The organism is Pseudoalteromonas sp. G5_S1_54_S4, from assembly GCF_054968565.1.
The window spans coordinates 1-24,039 of record NZ_JBQKUL010000048.1 but is presented as its reverse complement, the minus strand read 5'-3'; the positions used below and the strand labels follow the sequence as shown (position 1 = coordinate 24,039).

At 40.5% G+C, this 24,039-nt stretch carries 31 protein-coding genes; 17 read left to right on the top strand and 14 right to left on the bottom strand.

The window, feature by feature from the left end:
• Nucleotides 1-5 precede the first annotated feature (5 nt).
• The 5 genes from ACTRWE_RS15800 to ACTRWE_RS15780 are packed head-to-tail and all read right to left on the bottom strand — an operon-like array spanning nucleotide 6 to nucleotide 3,135.
• Nucleotides 6-299, bottom strand: a complete 294-nt coding sequence (locus ACTRWE_RS15800; protein WP_008465119.1) for an STAS domain-containing protein — start codon at nucleotides 297-299, stop codon at nucleotides 6-8.
• Nucleotides 292-972 (bottom strand): MlaC/ttg2D family ABC transporter substrate-binding protein, encoded by a 681-nt coding sequence (locus ACTRWE_RS15795; RefSeq protein ID WP_462880305.1) that lies wholly within the window; start codon nucleotides 970-972, stop codon nucleotides 292-294. The genes ACTRWE_RS15800 and ACTRWE_RS15795 overlap by 8 nt, the downstream gene beginning before the upstream one ends.
• A gap of 5 nt (nucleotides 973-977) precedes the next feature.
• Nucleotides 978-1,526, bottom strand: a complete 549-nt coding sequence (gene mlaD / locus ACTRWE_RS15790; RefSeq protein ID WP_013463990.1) for an outer membrane lipid asymmetry maintenance protein MlaD — start codon at nucleotides 1,524-1,526, stop codon at nucleotides 978-980.
• Between the two features lie 14 nt (nucleotides 1,527-1,540).
• Complete coding sequence (gene mlaE, locus ACTRWE_RS15785; RefSeq protein ID WP_462880304.1) at nucleotides 1,541-2,320, bottom strand: lipid asymmetry maintenance ABC transporter permease subunit MlaE; 780 nt, start codon at nucleotides 2,318-2,320, stop codon at nucleotides 1,541-1,543.
• Nucleotides 2,320-3,135, bottom strand: a complete 816-nt coding sequence (locus ACTRWE_RS15780) for an ATP-binding cassette domain-containing protein (protein ID WP_013463988.1) — start codon at nucleotides 3,133-3,135, stop codon at nucleotides 2,320-2,322. The genes mlaE and ACTRWE_RS15780 overlap by 1 nt, the downstream gene beginning before the upstream one ends.
• 266 nt (nucleotides 3,136-3,401) lie before the next feature.
• Here ACTRWE_RS15780 and ACTRWE_RS15775 point away from each other — a divergent pair, with 266 nt between their 5' ends.
• The 12 genes from ACTRWE_RS15775 to mgtE all read left to right on the top strand — a co-directional run bounded on the left by ACTRWE_RS15775 (nucleotide 3,402) and on the right by mgtE (nucleotide 12,956).
• Entirely contained in the window at nucleotides 3,402-4,370 is a 969-nt protein-coding gene (locus ACTRWE_RS15775) for a calcium/sodium antiporter (protein WP_033104260.1), read from the top strand.
• A 3-nt stretch (nucleotides 4,371-4,373) separates the two neighbouring features.
• Entirely contained in the window at nucleotides 4,374-5,345 is a 972-nt protein-coding gene (locus ACTRWE_RS15770; RefSeq protein WP_290191415.1) for a KpsF/GutQ family sugar-phosphate isomerase, read from the top strand.
• Nucleotides 5,346-5,897, top strand: a complete 552-nt coding sequence (gene kdsC / locus ACTRWE_RS15765; protein ID WP_013463985.1) for a 3-deoxy-manno-octulosonate-8-phosphatase KdsC — start codon at nucleotides 5,346-5,348, stop codon at nucleotides 5,895-5,897.
• The gene (gene lptC, locus ACTRWE_RS15760) at nucleotides 5,894-6,448 is read left to right on the top strand and encodes an LPS export ABC transporter periplasmic protein LptC (RefSeq protein WP_462880303.1); all 555 of its coding nucleotides are present in this window, start codon (nucleotides 5,894-5,896) and stop codon (nucleotides 6,446-6,448) included. Before kdsC ends, lptC begins: the two co-directional genes overlap by 4 nt.
• Nucleotides 6,438-6,977 (top strand): lipopolysaccharide transport periplasmic protein LptA, encoded by a 540-nt coding sequence (gene lptA / locus ACTRWE_RS15755; RefSeq protein ID WP_462880302.1) that lies wholly within the window; start codon nucleotides 6,438-6,440, stop codon nucleotides 6,975-6,977. Before lptC ends, lptA begins: the two co-directional genes overlap by 11 nt.
• A complete protein-coding gene (gene lptB, locus ACTRWE_RS15750) occupies nucleotides 6,974-7,699 on the top strand; it encodes an LPS export ABC transporter ATP-binding protein (RefSeq protein WP_013463982.1) in 726 nt (241 codons plus the stop codon). Before lptA ends, lptB begins: the two co-directional genes overlap by 4 nt.
• Before the next feature lie 334 nt (nucleotides 7,700-8,033).
• Nucleotides 8,034-9,533 (top strand): RNA polymerase factor sigma-54, encoded by a 1,500-nt coding sequence (locus tag ACTRWE_RS15745; protein WP_024601344.1) that lies wholly within the window; start codon nucleotides 8,034-8,036, stop codon nucleotides 9,531-9,533.
• Nucleotides 9,534-9,559: 26 nt separating this feature from the next.
• Nucleotides 9,560-9,847 carry a ribosome hibernation promoting factor gene (gene hpf / locus ACTRWE_RS15740; protein ID WP_010390562.1) on the top strand — a complete coding sequence of 96 codons (288 nt, stop codon included), beginning with the start codon at nucleotides 9,560-9,562 and terminating at the stop codon, nucleotides 9,845-9,847.
• A gap of 4 nt (nucleotides 9,848-9,851) precedes the next feature.
• Nucleotides 9,852-10,304 (top strand): PTS IIA-like nitrogen regulatory protein PtsN, encoded by a 453-nt coding sequence (ptsN, locus tag ACTRWE_RS15735; protein ID WP_462880307.1) that lies wholly within the window; start codon nucleotides 9,852-9,854, stop codon nucleotides 10,302-10,304.
• A gap of 19 nt (nucleotides 10,305-10,323) precedes the next feature.
• On the top strand, nucleotides 10,324-11,166 hold the full coding sequence (gene rapZ / locus ACTRWE_RS15730; protein ID WP_024601346.1) for an RNase adapter RapZ: 843 nt from the start codon (nucleotides 10,324-10,326) through the stop codon (nucleotides 11,164-11,166).
• 19 nt (nucleotides 11,167-11,185) lie between these two features.
• Complete coding sequence (locus ACTRWE_RS15725; RefSeq protein WP_013463979.1) at nucleotides 11,186-11,458, top strand: HPr family phosphocarrier protein; 273 nt, start codon at nucleotides 11,186-11,188, stop codon at nucleotides 11,456-11,458.
• A gap of 139 nt (nucleotides 11,459-11,597) precedes the next feature.
• Nucleotides 11,598-12,956, top strand: coding sequence for a magnesium transporter (gene mgtE, locus ACTRWE_RS15720; protein ID WP_013463978.1), 1,359 nt, complete (start codon nucleotides 11,598-11,600; stop codon nucleotides 12,954-12,956).
• 77 nt (nucleotides 12,957-13,033) lie between these two features.
• On the opposite strand, the gene ACTRWE_RS15715 is transcribed toward mgtE, so the two are convergent.
• The gene (locus ACTRWE_RS15715; RefSeq protein ID WP_462880301.1) at nucleotides 13,034-15,217 is read right to left on the bottom strand and encodes a YgiQ family radical SAM protein; all 2,184 of its coding nucleotides are present in this window, start codon (nucleotides 15,215-15,217) and stop codon (nucleotides 13,034-13,036) included.
• 289 nt (nucleotides 15,218-15,506) lie between these two features.
• On the opposite strand from ACTRWE_RS15715, the gene ACTRWE_RS15710 reads away from it, so the two are divergent.
• Together ACTRWE_RS15710 and ACTRWE_RS15705 are read left to right on the top strand one after the other, a co-directional pair.
• Entirely contained in the window at nucleotides 15,507-16,055 is a 549-nt protein-coding gene (locus tag ACTRWE_RS15710; protein ID WP_028834533.1) for an SRPBCC family protein, read from the top strand.
• Entirely contained in the window at nucleotides 16,024-16,905 is an 882-nt protein-coding gene (locus ACTRWE_RS15705) for a TIGR03899 family protein (protein ID WP_462880300.1), read from the top strand. The genes ACTRWE_RS15710 and ACTRWE_RS15705 overlap by 32 nt, the downstream gene beginning before the upstream one ends.
• An 82-nt stretch (nucleotides 16,906-16,987) precedes the next feature.
• Here ACTRWE_RS15705 and ACTRWE_RS15700 read toward each other — a convergent pair whose 3' ends face one another.
• The 8 genes from ACTRWE_RS15700 to ACTRWE_RS15665 form a co-directional block, all read right to left on the bottom strand.
• On the bottom strand, nucleotides 16,988-17,758 hold the full coding sequence (locus ACTRWE_RS15700) for a TIGR04219 family outer membrane beta-barrel protein (RefSeq protein ID WP_024601350.1): 771 nt from the start codon (nucleotides 17,756-17,758) through the stop codon (nucleotides 16,988-16,990).
• Nucleotides 17,759-17,761: 3 nt separating this feature from the next.
• Nucleotides 17,762-18,748, bottom strand: a complete 987-nt coding sequence (locus tag ACTRWE_RS15695; RefSeq protein ID WP_013463973.1) for a DUF2333 family protein — start codon at nucleotides 18,746-18,748, stop codon at nucleotides 17,762-17,764.
• 8 nt (nucleotides 18,749-18,756) lie between these two features.
• Nucleotides 18,757-19,266 carry a copper chaperone PCu(A)C gene (locus tag ACTRWE_RS15690; protein ID WP_013463972.1) on the bottom strand — a complete coding sequence of 170 codons (510 nt, stop codon included), beginning with the start codon at nucleotides 19,264-19,266 and terminating at the stop codon, nucleotides 18,757-18,759.
• A gap of 78 nt (nucleotides 19,267-19,344) precedes the next feature.
• Nucleotides 19,345-19,671: a hypothetical protein gene (locus ACTRWE_RS15685; protein ID WP_016900286.1), complete on the bottom strand. Its 327-nt coding sequence runs from the start codon at nucleotides 19,669-19,671 to the stop codon at nucleotides 19,345-19,347.
• A 10-nt stretch (nucleotides 19,672-19,681) separates the two neighbouring features.
• The gene (locus tag ACTRWE_RS15680; protein ID WP_013463970.1) at nucleotides 19,682-19,888 is read right to left on the bottom strand and encodes a PspC domain-containing protein; all 207 of its coding nucleotides are present in this window, start codon (nucleotides 19,886-19,888) and stop codon (nucleotides 19,682-19,684) included.
• A 10-nt stretch (nucleotides 19,889-19,898) separates the two neighbouring features.
• Nucleotides 19,899-20,579 carry a PspA/IM30 family protein gene (locus tag ACTRWE_RS15675; RefSeq protein WP_462880299.1) on the bottom strand — a complete coding sequence of 227 codons (681 nt, stop codon included), beginning with the start codon at nucleotides 20,577-20,579 and terminating at the stop codon, nucleotides 19,899-19,901.
• Between the two features lie 236 nt (nucleotides 20,580-20,815).
• Nucleotides 20,816-21,748, bottom strand: coding sequence for a tRNA dihydrouridine(20/20a) synthase DusA (gene dusA / locus ACTRWE_RS15670; RefSeq protein ID WP_036955956.1), 933 nt, complete (start codon nucleotides 21,746-21,748; stop codon nucleotides 20,816-20,818).
• Nucleotides 21,749-21,871: 123 nt separating this feature from the next.
• Nucleotides 21,872-22,492 (bottom strand): MarC family protein, encoded by a 621-nt coding sequence (locus ACTRWE_RS15665; RefSeq protein ID WP_008115498.1) that lies wholly within the window; start codon nucleotides 22,490-22,492, stop codon nucleotides 21,872-21,874.
• Between the two features lie 92 nt (nucleotides 22,493-22,584).
• On the opposite strand from ACTRWE_RS15665, the gene ACTRWE_RS15660 reads away from it, so the two are divergent.
• The 3 genes from ACTRWE_RS15660 (at nucleotide 22,585) to ACTRWE_RS15650 (ending at nucleotide 23,975) form a co-directional block, all read left to right on the top strand.
• Nucleotides 22,585-23,019, top strand: coding sequence for a transcriptional repressor (locus tag ACTRWE_RS15660; RefSeq protein WP_013463967.1), 435 nt, complete (start codon nucleotides 22,585-22,587; stop codon nucleotides 23,017-23,019).
• A 63-nt stretch (nucleotides 23,020-23,082) separates the two neighbouring features.
• A complete protein-coding gene (locus ACTRWE_RS15655) occupies nucleotides 23,083-23,550 on the top strand; it encodes a chemotaxis protein CheX (protein ID WP_013463966.1) in 468 nt (155 codons plus the stop codon).
• Nucleotides 23,547-23,975: a secondary thiamine-phosphate synthase enzyme YjbQ gene (locus ACTRWE_RS15650; protein ID WP_462880298.1), complete on the top strand. Its 429-nt coding sequence runs from the start codon at nucleotides 23,547-23,549 to the stop codon at nucleotides 23,973-23,975. The genes ACTRWE_RS15655 and ACTRWE_RS15650 overlap by 4 nt, the downstream gene beginning before the upstream one ends.
• Nucleotides 23,976-24,039 lie beyond the last annotated feature (64 nt).

The following is a 24,039-nucleotide window of genomic DNA, read 5'->3' as shown; positions in this document are numbered from 1 at the left end:
AACTCTCACTCAAATAGGGTTGTAACCTGGCCTAACTGCATAAGGTTTTGCAGTTGTTCAGGTGGGTTTTGCAATTCAAGGCGAATGCCTTGTTGCTTAAATTCTGTAAAAGAGTGAATTAACCAAGCTAAGCCGGCTGTGTCAACCCTTGTCACCTCACTTAGGTCAAAATAAAGGGTTTTATGCTCAGTTTGTCGCTTGGTATTCAGAAGCCGTTCATTGCCAATTGAATTATGAGTCAATTCACCACTGACTCGTAGATGCTGTTCATCGACTTGGCTGATTGCCAATTTAGTCATTTGTGTCACTGCCTCTAAACTGAACCGGTAACTTACTTTTTTGCTCTAATAGGCCGCTAACATGGTCAATACCTTGTTGGCGTAAAATGCCCTGAAGCTCACTTTGTTTTGCATCAAGTAAGCTAATGCCTTCAGCAATCATATCGTAAGCGCGCCATTCGCCACTTCTATCTTCACGTACTTTAAAATCAATTTTAATATCAGGCTTACCGGCTTCTACAATTTTGGTTTTTACCACCACCACATCTTTGCCTTTAAAAGGCTGCTCGGCAGCAAATTCAACTTGTTGATTAGTATACTGGGTAAAAACGCCAGCATAAGTGGCAACAAGGTACTCTCTAAACGCGCCAATAAAACGCTGAATATCTTCAATTGCTTTTGCTTTTTCTGCTTTGTCGGTAATGGCGCGTACCTTAGATACTTCGCTACCTAACACTCTCAGTGCAGCATATTTGTAGTCAATGTAGGGCATCAGCTCTTCTTCAACGATGACCCGTAAATGCTCTTTGTTAGTGGTTATTAACGGCTGGTCTTTGGTAATACGCTCAAAGGTATTATCAGCAACCTGACGTACCATTTTATTAGGATCAGCCAATTTCACCTCACCGGCATGTACACTTTGTACTAGCGTGACAGTTACTAATGCGATACTTGCTAAAAATGTTTTCAACATAATAATTACTCACTACCTTGGTTGAATAAAAACTGGCCTATTAATTCTTCTAGTACCAATGCTGACTTGGTATCTGTAATAGAATCGCCGTTAGCTAATGCTTTACTTTGAACACCAAATAAATCGTCAATGGCTTGATCTTGTTCGCTGTTCGCTACATCTTCGCCTAAGCATCGCTGTTTAGCTGAATCTGATGCGATCACAGGGTTAATACCTAAGTATTGCTCACCTAAAATACCCGAGGTTAAAATTGAGATAGAACTGGTATCTGAAAAACGACATAAATACTGCGCATCAATACTCATATTTACTACTGGTAAAAACTCTTGTGGGTGTACATAAATTGACTCTACACGACCAATAACAACGCCGCCCACCTTAATGGGTGCACGTGTTTTTAATGATCCTATATTTTCAAATTTGGCGTTCAATGTGTAGGTTTCACCTGAGCCGCTAATACCCGAATTAGCCACTTTGAGCGCCAGCATTGAAAATGCCAAAATGCCCAATGCTACAAAAAAACCAACTAAAATTTCTAATTTCCGTGAATTCATTATTTAATACCCTATTAGCTGGTAAACATTACCGCTGTCAAAATAAAGTCAAAACCTAATACCGCCAGTGATGAATGCACCACTGTTTCTGTTGTTGCCTTGCTGATCCCCTCTGATGTGGGAACACAGTCATACCCTTTGTAAAGCGCAATCCAGGTAACAACAATCGCAAATACGATACTTTTAATTAAACCGTTTAGTATGTCTTTTTCAAACGACACCTGAGATTGCATAATTGACCAGAAACTTCCCGTATCAACGCCTAGCCAATCAACCCCCACTAAATGAGCACCAATAATAGCTACAGCAGAAAAAATAAGTGCCAACATTGGCATACTAATCAAACCAGCCCAAAACCGCGGCGCTATAATTCGTCTAAGCGGGTCAATGGCCATCATCTCAAGCGATGATAACTGTTCGGTGGCTTTCATTAAGCCAATTTCAGCGGTTAACGCACTGCCTGCCCTACCGGCAAATAATAATGCGGTTACTACTGGCCCAAGTTCACGTAATAAACTGAGTGCCACTAAAGGGCCTAGGCTGTCTTCAGCGCCATAATCAACTAAAACAGTATAGCCTTGCAGGGCTAATACCATGCCGATAAACAATCCTGATACAACAATGATCAATAATGACTGTGAGCCAACCATATATAATTGGCGCACGAGTAAAGGTGTGCCTTTTTTAAAATTGGGTACATGCCATAATGCACTTGCCAGCATTTGGGTTGAGCGCCCTAGTGCAGCAAAACGGCCCAGCGTTTTATGGCCTATTTTTTGTAAAAAATCCAACATTACTGCTGCTCTCCTAACAGTTCATCTGCATAGGTTTGTGCTGGATAATGAAATGGCACTGGACCATCTGATAACCCTTTTAAAAACTGTTGAACAAGTGGTGATTCGTGCTCTCGCATCTGCTCTGGTGTACCACTGCCAATAACGCCTTGATCAGCAATAATAATAACGTGGTCGGCAATACTCATTACTTCTGTCACATCGTGCGTGACAATTAAAGAAGATAAGCCAAGTACTTCGTTTAAAGATTTGATCAACTTAACTAAAACCCCCATTGAAATAGGGTCTTGTCCTGCAAAAGGCTCATCATACATAATAAGTTCAGGATCAAGCGCTATAGAGCGAGCCAAAGCTGCACGACGTGCCATACCGCCAGATAACTCTGAAGGCATTAAATCTTTAGCACCACGTAAGCCAACAGCTTGTAGTTTCATTAATACCACTAAACGGATTAAATCTTCACTGAGTTGCGTGTGCTCTCGAATGGGGAATGCAATGTTATCGAACACCGACATATCAGTAAATAAGGCACCGCTTTGAAATAACATACTCATGCGTTTACGTGCCGCGTAGAGTTCTTTGCGCGACATAGCGACAATGCTGTCGTTTTTAAATAAAATATCACCGGAGTCTGGTTTAAGCTGGCCACCTATTAGGCGTAGCATCGTGGTTTTGCCAATTCCGCTTGGCCCCATAATGGCAGTAATTTTACCCTCAGGTACGTCAAAGCTCATATTTTTATATATGACCCTATCGCCTCTAGAAAAGGTAACATCCTTGACTTCTACTATTGATTGCGACAAGTCGCTCTCCATAACAATACTCTCTCATATTTCTATTTTAAGGGTTTTTTAACCAATATGGAAAAAACAATTCGTAAGATTTTGTAATAGTGTCGCAAAAACAGTTATAAGATTGATTCAAGCAGCCTTAACTTTGGCTTAAAATTTCGATAAAAAAGCGCCAAAGAATACTTAAAATAACCGCCTAATGTATTACACCTTATTCTTTTATTTATACTTTTATGGTGGCTTTTGTTACTATTCGCGCTATCTGAATTTACATTAATTGGCTTATCACAATGGTTACCTCGTTTGTCATTTTAATTCTTGGTTTTGCGGCTCTCGTATGGAGTGCAGACAGGTTTGTTTATGGTGCAGCAGCACTGGCTAAAAACTTTGGCGTGCCAACGCTAATTGTAGGTTTAACCGTGGTAGCTATGGGCTCTTCAGCGCCTGAAATGATGGTATCGGCTTCAGCAGCTTTGGCAAATAAAACCGATACTGCCGTGGGTAATGCAGTTGGTTCAAACATCACTAACATCTTATTAGTTTTAGGTATTACCGCCCTTTTAAGACCCTTATCAGTATCTTCAAGTACGTTAAAACGTGAAATACCACTGGTACTGCTGGTCTCCATTGCAACTTGGTATATTTTTTCAGATAACTATTTTTCATTTTTTGAAGGTGCAGCCTTATTATTTGGCTTTGTTGTTTTTATTGGCGGACTTATTTTTGTCTCACTGCGAGCTAAAAACCAAGACGATCCGTTTGTGAGCGAAGCCTGTGACGAAGTACCTGACAATGTACCAACCAAAAAAGCTGTTTTTTGGCTGGTAGTGGGTATGATTTTACTGCCGGTTAGTTCACACTTTTTAGTTGGCTCAGCCGTTGATATTGCAAAATATTTTGGCCTAAGTGACTTGGTGATTGGTTTGACTATTATTGCTATAGGCACCAGCTTACCTGAACTTGCAGCTTCAATTGCAGGTGTACTTAAAAATGAAGATGACTTAGCGCTGGGTAACATAGTTGGTTCGAATATTTTTAATATTTTAGCGGTATTACCGCTGGCAGGATTAATTAATCCATCAGTTATCGATGCTTCGGTAGCTAACCGTGATGTTATTATTATGATTGGCGCAACCTTGGCGCTAATTGCTATGTCATTGAACTTTAGAGGTCAAAGACGTATCAATAGAATAGAAGGTGGCTTGCTCATCGTCGCATTTATGATTTACCAAGGTTATATTTTTAGTCAAGTAGGATAGCCCATGTCAACGCTAAACTTTATTCAACAAGGGTTACGTGTTCTAGAGATTGAACGCCAAGCACTCAGCGATATTACACAATACGTTAATGAAAGCTTTAACCAAGCCTGTCAATTAATGTATGACTGCTCAGGTCGTATTATTGTTATTGGCATGGGTAAATCAGGCCATATTGGTAACAAAATAGCCGCCACTCTTGCCAGTACCGGCAGCCCCGCATTTTTTGTTCACCCGGGTGAAGCAAGCCATGGTGATTTAGGAATGATCACAGCAAATGACGTGGTTATCCTCATTTCAAACTCTGGTGAAACCAGCGAAGTACTTAATATTATTCCGGTATTAAAGCGCATTGGTGCCAAAATGATTGCCATGACAGGCAACCAAGGCTCAACCATGGCAACATTGGCAAATGTGCATGTGTGTATTAAAGTTGAACAAGAAGCCTGCTCATTGGGCTTAGCACCTACTGCAAGTACCACTGCCACACTCGCTATGGGTGATGCCATGGCGGTGGCATTATTAGAAGCACGCGGCTTTACTGCTGATGATTTTGCACTATCGCACCCTGGTGGTAGCTTAGGCAAGCGATTACTCTTAACTCTTAAAGATGTTATGCACAGTGGTGCTGATACGCCTATCATTAACGAGACGCAAACGATTAAAGATGCCTTAATTGAAATGTCGGCCAAAGGACTCGGCATGACCGCTATTGTTGATAGTGACCAGCAATTATCAGGCCTGTTTACCGATGGCGATTTACGCCGTATTTTAGAGCAACGTATTGACATTCATAGCACTGAAATTAATGTTGTGATGACCAAGTCGTGTACTACAGCCACGCAAGAGATGCTCGCGGCTGAAGCGTTAAATATTATGGAACAAAAACGTATTAATGGTTTAATTGTAATTAATGAGCATAATCAACCGATTGGCGCACTAAATATGCAAGACTTACTTAAAGCGGGAGTGCTATAAATGCAATTTGAAGATCTCTATCAACCGCTAAGTGATGATGCAAAGGCGCGCGCAAAAAAAGTAAAGCTATTAATTTGTGATATTGATGGTGTATTTTCTGATGGCCGTATTTACCTTGGAAACCAAGGTGAAGAACTCAAAGCATTTAACACCAAAGACGGATTTGGTATCAAAGCCCTGATTAACAGCGGTTTTGAAGTAGCCGTGATCACTGGGCGCCATTCTCATATAGTGCAGCAACGCATGAGCAGTTTAACCGTACAACATATATACCAAGGCCAAGAAGACAAGCTCATAGCCTATCAAGAATTAAAACAAAAGTTAGCGCTTAGCGATGAGCAAATTGCTTATATAGGTGATGATGGCCCAGACATGCCAGTAATGGAGCAAGTCGGTTTTGCGGTTGCCGTAAACGATGCTCATCCACTTATTAAACGTTTATCACATTATGTAACTCAACTGCCAGGCGGTTTTGGTGCGGTAAGAGAGCTGACAGACTTACTTATGCTCGAAAATAACAAGCCACTAACCAGCCAAGGAACGAGTTCATGAATGTAGCGCGCATTATACTGAGCGTTTTATTCATAAGCTGTATGGTTTGGCTTTGGTATCCTTATTTTACTAAGGTTGATATTACTGCAAGCGAAGAAACACAAGTTATTGCTAAGCCTGATTATACCGCTATTGAGCTAAAACAAACGGCTTATAATGAACAAGGTAAAGTGAGCCATAAGATAACTGCGGTAAAAATGGAGTTGTATCAACAACTCGGTTTTACCTTTTTTGAAAAGCCTATATTCACTTTATACAATGATCAGCAAACATGGCGTATTAACGCCGATGAAGCCACCCTCTACGACGACCGTCAACTGGTGTTAGAAGGTAATGTAACCGCTCAAAACTTAGTAGATAACGCCATGATCGATACGATCACCGCCCAGACCATCAATGTTGATATAAAACTATTAACCATGCAATCACAGCAGCCTGTCGTTATTACAGGACCTAATTTAAAAATCACAGGTAAAGGCCTTGAGGCCGATTTAAAAACCGAGGTGATTAAACTTATTAACCATACGCGAACCCTATATTATGACCAATAACCTATTTAAAATTTTAATTGTTCCCTCACTATTAATTGCTTTTAACAGTAATGGTGCTAAACCTGCTGAAGCCCCCGCTGCTAATCAAATTTCAATTAGTGCAGATAAGCAAGAAGGTCAATTAAAAGAAAACGTAGGCATTTTTGAGAAAAATGTTGAAATTATTCATGGTAATCGCCGTATCACAGCTGACCGTTTAGAAGTGCATAAACGCGATGACCTAGGCGATAACAAACAGTTATTAATTGCCACAGGCAGCCCTGCATATTTTGAAGAAACACAAGCTGATGGCACCATAATGAGTGCCAGTGCTAATGAAGTGCGTTACGATGTGTCGCTGCGTTTTTTAACCTTAATCGGCGATGCAAGCATTGCTCAAGCAGGTCAAAAAATAACAGCTAAAAGTATCACTTACGATATCGAGCAGCAGTTAATTAGCGCAGAAAAAGACGAAAACTCAACAGACCGTGTACACACTATTTTAGTCCCTGTTGAAAATAAAAAAGAAGATGATAAAGGCCAACCATGAGCACATTAAAAGCAGAGCTATTAGCTAAAAGCTACAAAGGTCGTGAAGTTGTAAAAAACGTTGGCCTAGAGGTTGAAGCTGGCAGTATTGTGGGGTTACTTGGCCCTAATGGTGCAGGTAAAACCACCACTTTTTATATGATTGTAGGCCTTGTGCCTAGCGATAAAGGCAAAATATCAATTGATGATAAAGATATTACTTTATTACCGATGCACAGCCGAGCGCGTTTAGGGATTGGTTATTTACCGCAAGAGTCGTCTATTTTTAGAAAGCTGACTGTTTATCAAAACTTAATGGCTATCTTAGAAACACGTAAAGAATTAAATAAACAACAACGCGAAGATACCTTAAATAATTTACTTGATGAATTTAGCATTCAGCATATCCGCGATAGTCAAGGTATGGCTTTATCAGGTGGTGAACGTCGCCGCGTAGAAATTGCTCGCGCGTTAGCAGCAAACCCTAAATTTATCCTTTTAGACGAACCCTTTGCGGGGGTTGATCCTATCTCAGTATTAGATATTAAAAAGATTATAGAGCATCTTAAAAACCGTGGCATTGGCGTACTTATTACAGACCATAACGTGCGCGAAACACTTGATGTTTGTGAAAAAGCCTACATAGTTTCTCATGGGGAGTTAATTGCATCAGGCACTCCTGAATACGTATTAAACGATAAAACAGTACGCGATGTTTATTTGGGCGAGCAGTTCAAGCTCTAATATGTGTGTTATTCCACTAAGCATCTGCTAAGATTAATCATACTTAGGTCTGTTGACCTTTCAAGGTTGAATTTGCAGCAGTCTGTTTGGTATTTAGGCAAGGCAGAGCCTATGTGGTGTGGTATTCCCCATAAATAGGCGATAACGCAGCATCAATGCCAAACAGGCGCAGCCCTTCGGGTTCTGCCTAGGGACGATTTACTCTTTGTTGCTCGGTTTTGACTTAGCCCACTAGGTTACAAACCTCGCGCCGCAATTAAACCGCCCCTAGTTTGAACAAATTTTAATCCGTAAAGGTCAACAGACCGTAATTTAAAAGGATTGTTAGAGATACATGAGGCAATCATTACAGCTGCGCATGGGCCAGCAACTTACAATGACTCCACAGTTGCAACAAGCAATTCGCTTATTGCAACTCAGTACATTGGATCTCCAGCAAGAAATTCAAGAAGCGCTCGATAGCAACCCCTTGCTTGAAGTTGAAGAACACGATTACAGCGAAGACACTGCAGGTAAAAACGAACAAAAAGCCGATAACGATGACTTAACGCTAAGTGCCTCAGCTGACGATAAACCTAGCGAGTATGAGCAAGATAGCGGCGAAGCAATGACCAAAGACACCATTAGCGATGATATGGCTATGGATGTTACTTGGGATGAATATATGAGCGCTGCGCCTGCCTCTTCATCGGGCCCAATGCCAGAAGATGAATCTATTTATCAAGGCTCTTCGACTGAAACGCTGCATGAGTATTTAATGTGGCAGCTTCAACTGACGCCGTTTAGTCCTACCGATGAAGCGATAGCTATTGCAATTGTAGAAGCTGTGGACGACTCAGGGATTCTAACCCTTAGCTGTGAAGAAATATTAGAAAGCTTTAACCAAGAAAACGACGGCGAAGATGAAGTTGAACTTGACGAAATAGAAGCGGTACTAAAGCGTATTCAACTATTTGATCCAGTGGGAATAGCCGCGCGTAGTTTACAAGAGTGCTTGTGTATTCAGCTAAATCAATTTGATAAAGACACACCTTTTTTAAACGAAACAAAAATGATCTTAACCGATCATATTGATTTACTTGCTGCACGTGACTATCGCACGTTGATGAAAAAAACAAAGCTTAAAGAAGATGAGCTTAAAGAAATCATGACGTTGATTCATACGCTCAGCCCAAAACCGGCAGACACTATTGTTAGAGAAGAGTCTGAATACGTTATTCCTGATGTGTCGGTTAAAAAAGTTAAAGGTCGTTGGGTAGTTGAATTAAACCCAGATAGCATGCCTAAGATCAGAGTAAATAGCCAATATGCAGCTATGTCGCGTACGGTTAAATCAAGTGGTGATAGCCAGTTTATTCGCTCGCACTTACAAGAGGCTAAATGGTTTATAAAAAGCTTAGAAAGTAGAAATGACACGCTACTTAAAGTAACCAACTGTATTGTGCAACAGCAACAGGCCTTTTTTGAACACGGTCCTGAGGCTATGAAGCCTATGGTGCTTAACGATGTGGCTGAAATGGTGGAAATGCACGAGTCGACTATATCGCGTGTTACTACGCAAAAATACATGCATACACCACGTGGCATTTTTGAGCTTAAATATTTCTTTTCAAGCCATGTAAGTACTGAAAATGGTGGCGAATGTTCATCAACAGCAATACGTGCATTAATTAAAAAATTAATCGCTGCAGAAAACTCAGCTAAACCATTGAGTGATAGTAAAATTGCAGATATATTGGCAGAGCAAGGAATTAAAGTAGCGAGGAGAACCATTGCAAAATATCGCGAATCTCTAGCTATTCCCCCGTCTAATCAACGTAAAAGTTTGATTTAAGGCGTACAACAAAGAGGAAAATGTTTATGCAACTGAATTTAACTGGTCGCCATGTAGATATTACCGACTCGCTTAGAGACTACGTAAATAGTAAATTTTCGAAGTTACAGAGGCACACTGATCACATAACGAATGTGCACGTTATTCTCGATGTAGAAAAACTAAACCAAAAAGCTGAAGCAACCGTTCATGTTAGTGGCGCTGAGATTTTTGCCTCTACTGAGCATCAAGATATGTATGCCGCTATAGACTCGCTCATTGACAAGCTAGATCGTCAAGTAATTAAACACAAAGAGAAACTTGCTCGACACTAACACTATGAAACTAAGCTCACTTATCTGTCAGGACTGCAGTAAAGCTGCGGTCCTTTTTAATAGTAAAAAAAGAATTTTAGAATTTATCAGTGAATTGGCTCACAATAAGCTGCCCTATTTAACACAACAAGATATTCTTAATGCATTAACTGCAAGAGAAAAGCTTGGAAGTACAGGCATTGGCCGAGGCATTGCTATTCCACATGGTCGCATGAGTGGTGCTCAAGAGCCCCTTGCTTTGATTTTAGTGAGCGAAACAGCTATTAATTTTGATGCGATTGATAACCGACCGGTTGACATTTTTGTCGCGTTAATTGTTCCCGATGGCGATAATCAGCAGCATTTGAAGACGCTAGCCACGATTGCTGATAAGCTCAATGATAAAGAATTTTGTAAACAGTTACGCGCCGCCAAATCGGATAGCGAACTGTATCAGGTTATCGTCAGTCAACCGTAGTAATAAAGAAAGGTGATAAATGGAATTAATAATTATAAGCGGTCGCTCAGGGTCAGGTAAATCTGTGGCGTTACGCGTTGTGGAAGACTTAGGCTATTATTGTGTAGACAATATTCCTCTTAATTTATTACCATCATTAGTGCGCAGCGTTTCCGACAGTTATAATAAAATTGCCGTGAGTGTTGATGTGCGTAACTTACCTAAAGAGCAACAGCAGTTTAATGAAATACTCGAATATTTACCTGGTTTTACTAAACCAACGGTATTTTATTTAGACAGTGACGATCAAACATTAATAAAACGCTTTTCAGAAACGCGTCGTCTTCACCCTTTATCTATTGATTCTTTGCCGCTTGATTTAGCCATAAAAAAAGAAAAACAACTGCTTGATGTATTGATTAATCGTGCTGATTATATGATTGATACCACAGATTTAAGTGTGCATCAGCTTGCTGAGTCTATTCGTGAAAAAATACTCGGTAAAAAAGATAAACAACTGATCATTACCTTTGAGTCATTTGGTTTTAAACATGGCATCCCTAAAGAAGCAGATTACGTATTCGATGCCCGCTTTTTACCAAACCCGCATTGGGAGCCTGAACTTAAGCCACTTACTGGGCTGGATCAACCAGTAAAAGACTACCTAGCAAGTCACAGCATAGTGCAAAAATTTACATGGCAAATTCAAACATTTGTGCAAACATGGCTGCCGCATTTAGAACGAAATAACCGCAGCTACTTAACCATTGCAATTGGCTGTACCGGTGGGCAACACCGCTCTGTTTATTTAGCGCAAACCATTGGTGAAAGCTTTGCAATGAGCCATCCTAATGTAAAAATTCGCCACCGAGAACAAGAATAATACCGAGTGAGAACATGCAATGCGGTTAGAAAATACATTTTTAATAAAAAACAAATTAGGATTACACGCTAGAGCGGCGACAGTATTAGCTCAGCTTTCTGTGCAATTTGATGCCACAATCACTTTATTTCAGGATGACAAACAAGCCGCTGGCGATAGCGTGCTGGCACTTATGTTACTCGAAAGCAGCCAAGGCAAAGAAGTTAAGGTGGTATGCGAAGGCCCCGACGCTGAGCCTGCACTTAGCGCAATAGGTGAACTCATCGACCAACGATTTAATGAGCAAGAATAAAAAAGTTCATTATTAACTCATCATCCTAAGCTTATGTTAATAGTGGTTGAGTTAGTTTGCTCACATAAAGTAAGATAAACTAAAATTGAATAGCATTTATACCCTTCCAGCATGTAATACAATTTAATTAAGGACGCCAATGCCTGAAGCTTTAGAACAAGATATTCCACTACAACAACTAAAACAGGTGACTAAGTCACTAAATAGTGGTCAATTTGTTCAAGTTAGACGCATGCTGGCAAAAACGGCGCCTTGTGATACCGCACTTCTTTTAGAATCATCCCCGCATAAAATTCGCCGTATGCTCTGGCAGCTTGTTGATCCTGATGTACAAGGTGATGTGCTTGAAGAGCTGTCTGAAGATGTACGTTTGGGCATTATTGCGCAAATGGCACCCGAGCACATTGCTGCCGCAACCGAAGACATGGGCCATGATGACTTAGGGGAAGTACTACGTAGCCTACCTGACACCGTTTATAAAGATGTTGTTAGCGCTATGGATATTCAAGATAGAGAACGTGCAACGCAGGCTTTATCGTATCAAGAGCGCTCTGCTGGCGCATTGATGAATATAGATACCGTTACTATTCGCCCCGATGTGACTCTAGATGTGGTACTGCGTTATATTCGCTTACGCGGCGAATTACCTGAGGGTACAGATGACTTATATGTGGTTGATGAAAATAACTGCTTTTTAGGCGCCCTATCGCTGAGTACTTTATTAACTAATCCCCCTGAAAAAATTGTTCATGAGTTAATGGATGAAGACTGTGAGTCTATTCCTATTTCAATGGATGAGAGCGAAGTTGCACAATTGTTTGAGCGTCATAACTGGATATCGGCACCGGTTGTTGATGACAACGCACACTTGCTTGGGCGGATCACCATTGATGATATCGTTGATGTTATTCGTGAAGACGCTGAGCACAGTTTACTGGGTTTAGCGGGTTTAGATGATGAAGAAGATACCTTTGCACCTGTGTTGAAAAGCTCTAAAAAGCGCTCAATTTGGCTGGGTGTAAACTTACTAACTGCATTGCTGGCTGCAATTGTGGCGAGCTTTTTTGAAAACACCTTAGCTATATTACCAATTCTTGCTGTGCTCAATGGTATTGTCCCGTCAATGGGTGGGGTTGCAGGCAGCCAAACCTTAACTTTGGTTATTCGCGGTATTGCGGTGGGCCATATCAACCAAACTAACCAACGTTTTTTATTATTAAAAGAACTCGCTATCGGCGCGATTAACGGTATGGTTTGGTCTATCCTAATTGCCGGTGTCGTTGCGCTTTGGCAATGGGATTTCAAACTCGGTGGTGTTTTAGCGTTTGCTATGTTTATGAATTTAGTTGCAGCAGGTATTGCGGGTGCTAGTATCCCACTATTGCTTAAAAAAATGAAAATAGATCCCGCACTTGCAGGCAGTGTGGTACTAACCACAGTAACTGATATTGTTGGTATATTTGCCTTCTTAGGTACTGCGACTTGGTTATTGATTTAATCTTTTTATAAACAAAAACACCGCATCAATACGCGGTGTTTTTGTTTAAGCCGATAGTTACTTTACATAAGTTAAGGCTACTTAGCGCGCTGGCGATTACCACCTACCTTAGGTTTAGTGTTGGCTTTTTTAAACTGGCTAAAGCCAGTATGACGAGTAAGCGCAGGACGACCGCCCTTGTTACCTTTTCCGCCTTTGGTTTGTCTTTCATCTCGTCCTTCTTCAGGGACTAAACAGTTAGGTCCTTTACCAATAAGCTTGGCTTTGCCCATGTTACGCAGGGCTTCGCGGATCATTGGCCAACCGGCAGGATCGTGATAGCGTAAAATCGCTTTATGCAAACGACGTTGGCGCGCTCCCTTAGGCACAGGTACTTGCTCCGTATTATTTTTAATATTACGTAGCGAGTTCATTTCTGTGTGGTAAATGGTGGTTGCGTTGGCCATCGGTGATGGATAAAAATTTTGTACCTGATCAAGCTTAAAATCATTCGATTTCAACCATAAAGCCATGTTTACCATGTCTTCATCTTTAGTCCCCGGGTGAGCAGAAATAAAGTATGGAATTAAATACTGCTTTTTACCCGCTTCTTTTGAGTACTTATCAAATAACGCTTTAAATTCATCATAGGCGCCCATACCTGGTTTCATCATTTTTGATAATGGGCCATCTTCTGTGTGCTCAGGTGCTATTTTTAAATATCCACCAACATGATGGGTTACTAGCTCTTTAACGTAACGAGGATCACGTACTGCAAGGTCATAACGCACGCCCGAAGCAATTAAGATCTTTTTGATCCCTTTAACCTCACGCGCCTTTTTATATAAGTCGATAGTGGGTGTGTGATCGGTATCCATATGCTTACAAATATCAGGATACACACACGACAAGCGACGACACGTACTCTCTGCTTTTTTACTGGTACAACGCAGTTTGTACATATTTGCGGTTGGCCCGCCTAAATCAGAAATAACCCCTGTAAAGCCCGGCACTTTATCTCTAATTTGTTCAATTTCTTCGATAATCGATTCTTGAGAACGGCTTTGTATTATGCGCCCCTCATGCTCGGTAATAGAACAAAACGAACAGCCGCCAAAACAGCCGCGCATAATATTTACCGACGTTTTAATCATGTCGTAAGCGGGGATTTTATTATCGCCATAACTTGGGTGTGGAATACGCTGGTAAGGTAAACCAAACACGTCATCCATTTCCTGAGTTTCAAGCGGATAAGCCGGCGGATTCACCCAAATAGAACGATCGCCATGACGCTGAAATAACGCCCTTGCACAACCTGGGTTGGTTTCTTGATGTAAAATACGTGATGCATGCGCATACAAAGGCTTATTAACGCTAACCTGCTCAAATGCCGGCAGTTTAACGTAAGTTTTTTCCCACGGCTTAGGACGAGCAGGCTGGATGGTAATTGGTTTTGCAGCTTCTGCTTGTAAATCGATGCCGGCTTGCTTAAATTCTGATTTAGCACAGCCCACATCATCCGCGCCATAAGGATTAGGAATAGGGTCTATTTTACCAATTTTATCAATGGCTGTTGAGTCACTGCCACGCCAACCAGGTAAAGGCTCTTTACGAATAACTGCCGTGCCTCTAACATCCTGTATGGTATCGATGGTTTCACCGGCAGCGATACGATGCGCTACTTCAACTAACGGGCGTTCGGCATTACCATAAATTAAAATATCGCCTTTAGCGTCAAATAATACGCTACGACGTACTTTTTCTTGCCAGTAATCATAATGAGCAATACGGCGCAGGCTAGCTTCAATGCCCCCTAACACTAATGGCACATCTTTGTAGGCTTCACGACAGCGTTGTGAATAAATGATCACTGCGCGATCTGGGCGTTTACCGCCGACATTTCCTGGTGTGTATGCGTCATCATGGCGCATTCGTTTTTCAGCGGTGTAACGATTGATCATCGAGTCCATATTACCGGCTGTAATACCAAAAAATAAGTTAGGCTTACCCAATGCCATAAACGCATCTTTAGAGTTCCAATCTGGTTGAGCAATAATGCCCACTCTAAAACCTTGCGCTTCTAGCACTCGGCCAATTACGGCCATCCCAAAACTAGGATGGTCTACATAAGCATCACCGCTAATAATAATAATATCGCAGCTATCCCAGCCAAGCGCGTCCATTTCTTCGCGTGTTGTTGGTAAAAATGGAGCTGTGCCATAACACTCAGCCCAATACTTAGGGTATGAGAATAAGGCGCGATCAGCTTTTAATGTGCTCATAAAATTGGCCGTTCAATAACAAAAGGCGCGAATTATACCCTATCGACATCCCCGTTGATATAGCACAAAATGAAAGCGCTGATTAAAAATTGTTTACCTTTATTGCATTACTAAAACTAATAAATCATCTAAACTTATTACGGCTAATGTCTGCTTTTGGAATAATACAAGGTAGATAAAATAGATCAAAAGCAACCGCGACTTCGTTAAACTATTAAATAATTAATAATTGATAGACGCTGTAAATTAAAATAGATGAGGAATACCTATTAAACTACTTAAAAAAATAATGCAGTTTTCAATCATTTTACTCCTGGTTTTTGTTGTCGTTGGATTATTGTTACCACAAAATTATCATGTGCAAAAAAGTATAAAGATTAACGCACGCGCTCCCGTAATAAAGTCATTAGTAGAGGACTTTACCCAGTGGTATAAATGGTCGCCGTGGCAACAAATAGACCCTAATATTAAGTTTAATATTGGAGAACCGAGCTCTGGCGCAGGAGCCTACCAATCTTGGGAAGGTAAATGGGGCAAAGGCGAAATGACAATATCGTCATTAAGCGATAATGAAGTTGTATTTAGTGTGTTATTTAATCAAGAGCATATTATCACTAGCAAATTGCTATTTAGCCCGCACACAAAAACCGTCACGTGGCATATAGAAGGACAAGCAACGATGCCGCTTATTTCTGGGTACGTTGCTATATTTGCTGAAAATATATTAGGTAATATAGTGACCCTAGGGCTAAATAACTTAAAAACGGTCGCTCAACTCAGTGATGCACAAGCAATAATGGAAAGCCATGACAGTCAAAACCGCACAAGCCAGGATTAAACTGGCCAATATTATTGAGTCACTGCTAGGTTACTCGGTCACAAAAGTGAGCAATACGCCTGCCATTGATGAAAAAACCTATAATCCTCAAGGTAAAGCCAAATCGCTTTATAGTATTAATAGCGAGCATTCAATTTTAGCGCGTGCTCAAAAAAGACAAGACTTACTACTGATTAAACAGCAACAAAATATTGAGACTATTTTAGCCTTAGCAATGGAGTTTTGTCCTGATGTTGCTTGCGCCAAACAGCCCGATGCTGATTGGGTAGAGCACTTTATAGCCTTATGTGAAGATACCTCAAATCAATCTATGCAAGTGTTGTGGGCAAAAATTTTTACTGGCGAAACCATTAGTCCAGGTACTTTTTCTATTAAAAGTTTACAAACACTTAAGCACATGACCCAGCGCGAAGCCGATTCATTAAGAAAGTGCGTGTCTATTTCTGGATATAACGAAAAGGATAGCAGCCACCTAATATTCTTGGGGTATTACAAAAAACCCTCGTTATTTGATTTACTAGGTAAAGGTAATAAAGTGTCATTAAGCATAGGTAAAAGCGGCGTGAGCTTTCCAGACGTACTAACTTTAATGGATTTAAACTTGCTGTATCGTAAAGAAATAGAGTCAGCGGCATTAAAAGTAGGACAAGAGTTCACCCTATCCTTTTTATCACAAAAACTAACCTTAAAAGCAAAAAGTAACGATTTGGTGCTTAGCTATTATAAGTTTACTCAAACAGGTGATGAACTATTTAGATTAATGAACTACCCAATTAACAAGGTGTACAAACAGTTAATTGGTTCATCATTTGAAGGGGAGTTTGAATTAGTTTGGCATTCTTTAAAATAGCAAACAGAGATGACTAATAATAAAAGCGTGTGTTAGCTTTTAAAAATAAGAGCCACACAAGGTGGCTCAAAATTATACTTTATTAAAAGTGAACCTGAATACCGGCAAACGGCCCCGATGCATCAATATCAGTATTAATATCATCGACATCATCAAGTTCTAAAACCATAGAGCGGTAGCCCGCTTTAACCGCAACATCAACTGCTAGGTTATCAATAAATTCCCAAGCAATACCCATTTGGTAATCTTGTACTTTACTGTCATCGATGGCTAAAAAGCTGCCTTCAGCAAAAACACTTAAACCACTAAATGGTAAACCCGCTTCAAAACGTCCATATACTAACGGCACAACACCAGAGAACTCTTCGATTTCAGTAAAGTTAGCGCCACCTTGTTGTGATGTACCTGTTACAACAAGCTCACCATCAAACTGCTTAGCATTAAGACCTAAATCAATTGAGATTAAATCGTTATCAAAAATCTCGTAGTAAAAAATATAATCAATATGCGATAAGTCAGTCACTGAATTAACATCAGTGCCAACAATATAATCAGTACCGTTAAAACTAAATGTGTCTTCAAGCACTGTTGAGCCGTTTAATTCAAGCTCAGTGTATTTTAACTTTAAATTTGGCACTAATGGCACTGGGTGCTCAAGCGCAGCGTAATAACTTACAAAAGTTTCATCTTCAAAGTTGAAGTTTTGCAGGGCGTTATTGTTATCAGAAAAGCTACCGTCATTATCTGCTTTCCAACCATCAACCCCTACATATAAACCCAATACAGTGTCGGCTTGTGCTACAGGGGCTAAACATGCCATTGATAAGGCTGCTGCTATACAATACTTTTTCATTTTTTATCCTTGCGCTAATAATTCGCTAAGTTCAATTAGTGCCGCATTGGCTCTAGAAATATAATTTGCCATAACAAGTGAATGGTTGGCGACATAACCAAATCCATTACCGTTTAAAATCATTGGGCTCCATACCGTTTCTTGGGTTGCTTCAAGCTCACGAATAATTTGTTGCAAGCTGACACGGGCGTTCTTTTTATCAAGCACATCGGCAAAATCATATTCAACCGCCTGTAAAAAGTGCAGTAAAGCCCAAGTGGCCCCACGTGACTCATAAAATACATCATCAATTTCCCACCATGATGTTTTTATTTGTTGTTGTAAAGGCGTATAGGTGGCCTGTGTATTTGAAGAGTTACCGGCGAGGTCAGTGTTAACCTTATCTTGACCCACGCTTGCACTTAAACGCTGACTTAAGCTGCCTAAACGCTTTTCAGCTTCTTTTAACCAACTGCGTAGGTTATCTGCACGAGAGTAAAATTGGCTATCGCGCTCATGCTGATTGGCTATTTGAGAACGATATACCATTAAATAATCAATTCCTTTTTGGTATTCACCCTCAGCACTTGGCCATGCCCATGCTTCAGAGCTGATATTAAATTGTGGCTGAGCTTTTTTGAGCGCTTCGTGTTCAGTTGATTGCGATTGTGAGCGGCTAAAATCTTTTCGCATAGACAACGCTAAATCACGCACCATTTCCAGCGCACCATACTCCCAGGCCGGCATATTGTCCATTATTACGCTCGGTGGTAGCACATCATTTGATAAGTAACCGCCTGATTTAGTTAAAAGCGTATCAGCTACAGTGATGAGTGTTGAAGTTGTTACATAACCTGTGACTAGTTTTTCACTGCGTTGCTGCGCTTGTTGCTTAGCATTTTGCACAACATCAAAACGTGAAGGCTCTATACTCCAGTACACTGCAATGGCGTAAAACACGACAAATAACAGTACCAGTGCCGTTATTATTTTTCCTTTATGCTGTGACATTTATCCTCCTAATGATGACTATGATCTTTCGATGCTTTTACCGGCTCTGCTTGTGAGGCTAACGAAACGACTTTTGCATTGGTAAATACTCGGTTCCCGTCTTCAAAATATAGCGTGAGTTTACGTTCTTGACCTACTTTTAACGGTTCTTGTGGTTCAAACACCATTAAATGATAGCTGCCTGGCTTAAAATCGAGTTGTTGGTGAGCTTTAATAAGCAATGATTCGACTTTTTGCATTTTCATCATACCGTCAGCGTGAACGTGCTCATGAATTTCAACACGCCCTAGGCCATCAATTGTCGCTTTAGTCAAGGTTGCTGGTACATTGCTGTGGTTTTTAATACTAAAGTAAGCCACACTGGCTTTGGTTGCCGGCAAAAACTCTCTTACTTGCGCATGTGTTACTTGTAGCTGCGCAACAACACTATCGTGTTCATGTCCTTCGTGCGCCATTAACGAAGACGAAAAAACACCCACCATTAATGCACTTGCTATCAAAATACATTGTTTAATCATCAGTAAAATCCTTGTTAAAACAAAAAAATATACTTTAAATTTATCATAATTCCCCTATGTTAGGCAGCTAATTTAAGCTCAAGAGACGACTTTTTTGTTATCTGCGATTAACCAACACAGCCCTGCTACAAACAATAACGGCCAAGCAATCATCAATGATCCGAATAAAAAAGCTAAAATAGTACCAGCCAGTGCCACCATCGCCGCGCCAACTAACCCCATCGTCACTAAAGCAACAATCGCAATAACAACGATAATAGCAACTAATGCACCAATGAGCTCTATACCTGTCCAGCTAATATCTGAGATCCATAGCGGAAACTGCCACACATCAAAGTGAATAATTGAACCGCTATTAATTAAAAACAACGCAACAATAACTAGGCACACGGCGAATGTTTTCATGCTACTCTCCTTACACTGCTTTTTCTTCAAGGCAACAGTGAGCAATTAAATAACCTAGCGCCACTGCAAACGGAAAACTTAAAAATAATAAAACGGTGACTAAACGAGTAGACCATACCGGAAAGTCTAGTCGGTAAGCTAACCCACTACAGACGCCTGATATTTTTTTGTTAAGCGTATTTTTGTACCAACGACGGTGTGTATTAAAACTATTCATAGCAATCTCCTTAAGCTGTTTGTTTGTTAGCAGTATTTAAACTCGCTTTTAAACTTGCCAGTTCTGCATCAATTTTTTCGTTTTTAACCAGTGACTCAATTTGCGTCGCAGTATTGCTCGCTGTATCTGTCAGCTCATATGCTTCGACCTGCGACTCTACACTCTCAACACGGCGCTCTATTTGCTCAAATCGTGATAAGGCAAAAGCCACTTTATCGCTTTGTAGTTGCGTATTTATTTTTGCCCTTGCCTCAACTACGTTTTCACGCTTTGCAAGTTGTGCTTGCTTTGCTTTTGCCTGCGTCATTTTTTGCTGTAAGCGCTCGCAGTCTTCAGTGATTTTAGTAATCGATTGTTGTAATGCCTCAAGCTGCGTTTGCAAGCACCCTATGCTTTGTTCAACTGTGTGTTTTTCGGCTAATGCTGATTTAGCTAAATCGTCACGATTTTTTGTCACAGCATGCTCAGCTTTTAATTGCCAATTTGCGAGCGCTTGCTGTTTGTTACTTATTTGACGTTTAATGCTCTTTTCTTCACATAAAAGTGCAGCTGCCGTACTACGACACTTATTAAGCGCTTCTTGCATTTCAGTAAGCATTAAATTGAGTAACTTTTCTGAGTTTTCTGCTTTATCAAGCATAGCTACAATATTTGCTTGAATGACGTCGTTTACGCGGTTAAATATGCCCATGTTATTCTCCTGATGATTTTTATTTATACATCAACAGGATTCCAAGAGTTATGCCAACAACTTAAAATGGTTTTATTTTCATTAAATATCATGTGGTTAAGTTATTTTAAGTAGGTAAATTAATGACTCGCCACTGAATGAAATTAAGTCGAATTGGCTAATAAATTAAACTTTTGACCAAAATTTGGGATCAAAAAAAGCCACCTGAGGTGGCTTTTTTCTATACAGAGGATCTGTTATTCGGGTACGTAACTTAGTGCTTTATCCATAACACTCAAATCAGCTTGCTTGCCATGGCCATTTTCAGATAAATGGCGTCTAAAACCACGCGCACCGGGTTGTCCCTGAAAAATACCTAACATATGGCGAGCAACATGCCAAAAGTTAGCGCCTAAACGCATCTCTTCTTCAATGTAATCATACATAGAGCGCACAACATCATGACGTGACTGAGTATTAGCAGCGTCACCATATATTTTTTCATCCACTTCATTTAGCATAAATGGATTACTGTAAGCCTCTCGCCCAACCATCACCCCATCTATGTACTGTAAATGCTCAAGACTTTGCTCAATGGTTTTAACACCGCCATTAATACTTAAATCAAGTTGTGGATAATCTTTTTTAAGCTGGTAAACACGGGGGTAGTTAAGCTCAGGAACTTCGCGATTTTCTTTTGGACTCAACCCCTTTAGCCATGCCTTACGGGCATGAATAATAAAATCATCACAGCCTACTTTATGCGATGCTTCAATAAGCGCACATAAAAATTCATAGGAATCTTGCTCATCAATACCAATGCGCGTTTTTACCGTAACAGGAATACTGACTTCACTTTTCATTGCAGCAACACACTCTGCCACAAGCTCGGGCTCTGCCATTAAACAGGCACCAAAACGCCCATTTTGCACACGATCTGATGGGCAACCTACGTTAAGGTTTATTTCATCATAACCGCGCTCACCTGCAAGCTTGGCACACTGTGCTAGCGCTTGCGGATCTGAGCCCCCCAGCTGCAGCGCTACTGGGCCTTCATGTTGATTAAAGTGCAAATAGTCACCACGGCCAAACAAAATAGCACCTGTGGTGATCATTTCAGTGTAGAGCACGGTGTGCTTTGTCATTTTACGATGAAACGTACGACAATGGCGATCAGTCCAATCGAGCATGGGGGCAACAGAAAAGCGTCGATTTAAAGTACGTTTATCCAAAATGTAGTCCTCAAAAATTTATAATTTAAGCACAGCTTAAAAGGCGCTGCATTTTACACAAAAGCCCCATGCGCAGCAATATTAAGCAAACACCTGCAAGCCAAAGTATTGTGCGATACCATTTAAAATATTCGTTACTGCGACTGAGCTTAAAATTAACCCCATAATTCGGCTAATAATACTTGCCCCACTATCACCTATTATTTTATGTACATGCGTAGCAAGTAATAACAAAATAAGTACCACCACTAAAACGGCCAGCATCATTGATGAGGTAATCATTTGTTCAACCCAAGTATATTCTTCATTACGCGTCATTAATACCGCACCTAACATAGCGCCCGGGCTTGCAATTGAGGGTATAGCCAGCGGAAAAATAGCGGTTTCAGTGCTATCGCGAACACTTTTAATTTCAGCTTCGGGTTTACTTTCACCAAACGTCATGGAGAGTGCAAAAATTAATAAGATCAACCCACCGGCTATTTGAAATGCCGATAGTGGAATCTCAATCACATTGAGTAATTGCTCACCGGCAACCACAAAAAATAACAGTACTAAAGCAGATACACCCACTGCTTTAAAAATTACTTTACGCTTAAACTTGTCGTCATCACCCCGAGTTACGGCGATAAAAACCGGAATTGTGCCGATTGGATCGATAACTGCAAAAAAGAAAATAAATATGGCTAATAGTTCATGCATTAATGAATACCTTTTCACAAAAGCGGTTAATAAAACGCTGCAACTACAATACAGTATGTTAGTATATCATGGCAAAGTAAGGATGAGAGAAGATGAATATAGAATCACTCGTAAGTAAAGCAAAACAAGTATGCGACAACCGTGGTGCGCGATTCACACCTATTCGCGAAAAGGTATTTCGTTTATTAGCAAGCGCTCAAGGTGGTGTGGGTGCATACGATTTGCTAGAGCAATTAAAAGTCACTGAAACAGGCGCAAAACCTGCGACAATTTATCGTGCTTTAGACTTTTTAGCAGAACTCGGTTTTATTCATAAAATTGAAAGCACTAATGCATTCATGTTGTGTCATCACTTTGATCATATTCATCCTGTTCAATTACTAATTTGCGATACATGTGGGTTTGTTAAAGAGCTGCATTCAACAGTAATTTCACATGAGCTCAATAACTTAGCAGCCGAAAGTGGCTTTGTAGTTTCTGGGCAAACCATAGAAGCACACGGTAAATGTGACGCTTGTCGAGCATAGCTGAGCGACTATAGCTATACTTTACGTATACCCTCTATCAGTACCAATTTAAGGATATATAATATGAATGTAGAGTTCATTAATCCCTTTTTATCTTCTTTGATGAATGTATTGAGCACCATGGCTCAAACTCAGTTAAAACCAGGTAAACCTCGCATTAAAACCGATGAAGTAGCCTGTGGTGATGTATCGGGATTAATTGGTATGGTTGGCCCCCAAACTCGCGGTTCATTTTCAATAACCTTCGACGAAAGTTTAGCGCTGACTATAATGGAACGTATGTTAGGTGAGCGACCTGACAGCGTAAATGAAGAAGTCACTGACATGGTCGGCGAAATAACCAATATGGTCACCGGTGGTGCTAAAAACCTATTAGGTGAAAAAGGCTATGACTTTGCCATGGCAACCCCCATTGTTGTGTCTGGTAAAAACCATACTATTACGCATAAAAGTGACGGCAAAAAAATTATTATGCCATTTACCAGTGATGCAGGTAATGCAAACATTGAAGTGAGCTTCGATAAGCTATGAGCTGGTCGCAAACCACGATTACATTAAAGCCTCGCTCGCGGGGCTTTCACTTAATTGATAACGACATACTGACTAAACTCCCACAGCTGAGCCAACTAAAAATAGGTTTATTACACTTATTTATTCAACACACCTCTGCCAGCTTAACCATTAATGAAAATGCCGATCCGACCGTGCGTATGGATATGGAAAGTCACTTCAATCAGTTTGTACCTGAGCGCCAGCCTTATTATCGTCATGACTATGAGGGCGATGATGATATGCCTGCTCATATTAAAACCAGCACTTTAGGTTGCGAGTTAACGATACCTATTAATGATGGTCAATTAGCGCTGGGGACTTGGCAAGGAATATACTTAGGCGAACATCGCGACCATGGCGGGGCTAGGCGTATTATTGCCATTTTGCAAGGCGAAACGTTTTAGAGCTAGGTTTTAGGTTTTAGGTTTTAGGTTTTAGGTTTTAGGTTTTAGGTTTTAGGTTTTAGGT

Bases quoted from the DNA above. Each gene is read 5' to 3' on its own strand.
- ACTRWE_RS15800 (WP_008465119.1), bottom strand. From the start codon at position 299: ATGACTAAATTGGCAATCAGCCAAGTCGATGAACAGCATCTACGAGTC.
- ACTRWE_RS15795 (WP_462880305.1), bottom strand. From the start codon at position 972: ATGTTGAAAACATTTTTAGCAAGTATCGCATTAGTAACTGTCACGCTA.
- mlaD (WP_013463990.1), bottom strand. From the start codon at position 1,526: ATGAATTCACGGAAATTAGAAATTTTAGTTGGTTTTTTTGTAGCATTG.
- mlaE (WP_462880304.1), bottom strand. From the start codon at position 2,320: ATGTTGGATTTTTTACAAAAAATAGGCCATAAAACGCTGGGCCGTTTT.
- ACTRWE_RS15780 (WP_013463988.1), bottom strand. From the start codon at position 3,135: ATGGAGAGCGACTTGTCGCAATCAATAGTAGAAGTCAAGGATGTTACC.
- ACTRWE_RS15775 (WP_033104260.1), top strand. From the start codon at position 3,402: ATGGTTACCTCGTTTGTCATTTTAATTCTTGGTTTTGCGGCTCTCGTA.
- ACTRWE_RS15770 (WP_290191415.1), top strand. From the start codon at position 4,374: ATGTCAACGCTAAACTTTATTCAACAAGGGTTACGTGTTCTAGAGATT.
- kdsC (WP_013463985.1), top strand. From the start codon at position 5,346: ATGCAATTTGAAGATCTCTATCAACCGCTAAGTGATGATGCAAAGGCG.
- lptC (WP_462880303.1), top strand. From the start codon at position 5,894: ATGAATGTAGCGCGCATTATACTGAGCGTTTTATTCATAAGCTGTATG.
- lptA (WP_462880302.1), top strand. From the start codon at position 6,438: ATGACCAATAACCTATTTAAAATTTTAATTGTTCCCTCACTATTAATT.
- lptB (WP_013463982.1), top strand. From the start codon at position 6,974: ATGAGCACATTAAAAGCAGAGCTATTAGCTAAAAGCTACAAAGGTCGT.
- ACTRWE_RS15745 (WP_024601344.1), top strand. From the start codon at position 8,034: ATGAGGCAATCATTACAGCTGCGCATGGGCCAGCAACTTACAATGACT.
- hpf (WP_010390562.1), top strand. From the start codon at position 9,560: ATGCAACTGAATTTAACTGGTCGCCATGTAGATATTACCGACTCGCTT.
- ptsN (WP_462880307.1), top strand. From the start codon at position 9,852: ATGAAACTAAGCTCACTTATCTGTCAGGACTGCAGTAAAGCTGCGGTC.
- rapZ (WP_024601346.1), top strand. From the start codon at position 10,324: ATGGAATTAATAATTATAAGCGGTCGCTCAGGGTCAGGTAAATCTGTG.
- ACTRWE_RS15725 (WP_013463979.1), top strand. From the start codon at position 11,186: ATGCGGTTAGAAAATACATTTTTAATAAAAAACAAATTAGGATTACAC.
- mgtE (WP_013463978.1), top strand. From the start codon at position 11,598: ATGCCTGAAGCTTTAGAACAAGATATTCCACTACAACAACTAAAACAG.
- ACTRWE_RS15715 (WP_462880301.1), bottom strand. From the start codon at position 15,217: ATGAGCACATTAAAAGCTGATCGCGCCTTATTCTCATACCCTAAGTAT.
- ACTRWE_RS15710 (WP_028834533.1), top strand. From the start codon at position 15,507: ATGCAGTTTTCAATCATTTTACTCCTGGTTTTTGTTGTCGTTGGATTA.
- ACTRWE_RS15705 (WP_462880300.1), top strand. From the start codon at position 16,024: ATGACAGTCAAAACCGCACAAGCCAGGATTAAACTGGCCAATATTATT.
- ACTRWE_RS15700 (WP_024601350.1), bottom strand. From the start codon at position 17,758: ATGAAAAAGTATTGTATAGCAGCAGCCTTATCAATGGCATGTTTAGCC.
- ACTRWE_RS15695 (WP_013463973.1), bottom strand. From the start codon at position 18,748: ATGTCACAGCATAAAGGAAAAATAATAACGGCACTGGTACTGTTATTT.
- ACTRWE_RS15690 (WP_013463972.1), bottom strand. From the start codon at position 19,266: ATGATTAAACAATGTATTTTGATAGCAAGTGCATTAATGGTGGGTGTT.
- ACTRWE_RS15685 (WP_016900286.1), bottom strand. From the start codon at position 19,671: ATGAAAACATTCGCCGTGTGCCTAGTTATTGTTGCGTTGTTTTTAATT.
- ACTRWE_RS15680 (WP_013463970.1), bottom strand. From the start codon at position 19,888: ATGAATAGTTTTAATACACACCGTCGTTGGTACAAAAATACGCTTAAC.
- ACTRWE_RS15675 (WP_462880299.1), bottom strand. From the start codon at position 20,579: ATGGGCATATTTAACCGCGTAAACGACGTCATTCAAGCAAATATTGTA.
- dusA (WP_036955956.1), bottom strand. From the start codon at position 21,748: ATGCTCGATTGGACTGATCGCCATTGTCGTACGTTTCATCGTAAAATG.
- ACTRWE_RS15665 (WP_008115498.1), bottom strand. From the start codon at position 22,492: ATGCATGAACTATTAGCCATATTTATTTTCTTTTTTGCAGTTATCGAT.
- ACTRWE_RS15660 (WP_013463967.1), top strand. From the start codon at position 22,585: ATGAATATAGAATCACTCGTAAGTAAAGCAAAACAAGTATGCGACAAC.
- ACTRWE_RS15655 (WP_013463966.1), top strand. From the start codon at position 23,083: ATGAATGTAGAGTTCATTAATCCCTTTTTATCTTCTTTGATGAATGTA.
- ACTRWE_RS15650 (WP_462880298.1), top strand. From the start codon at position 23,547: ATGAGCTGGTCGCAAACCACGATTACATTAAAGCCTCGCTCGCGGGGC.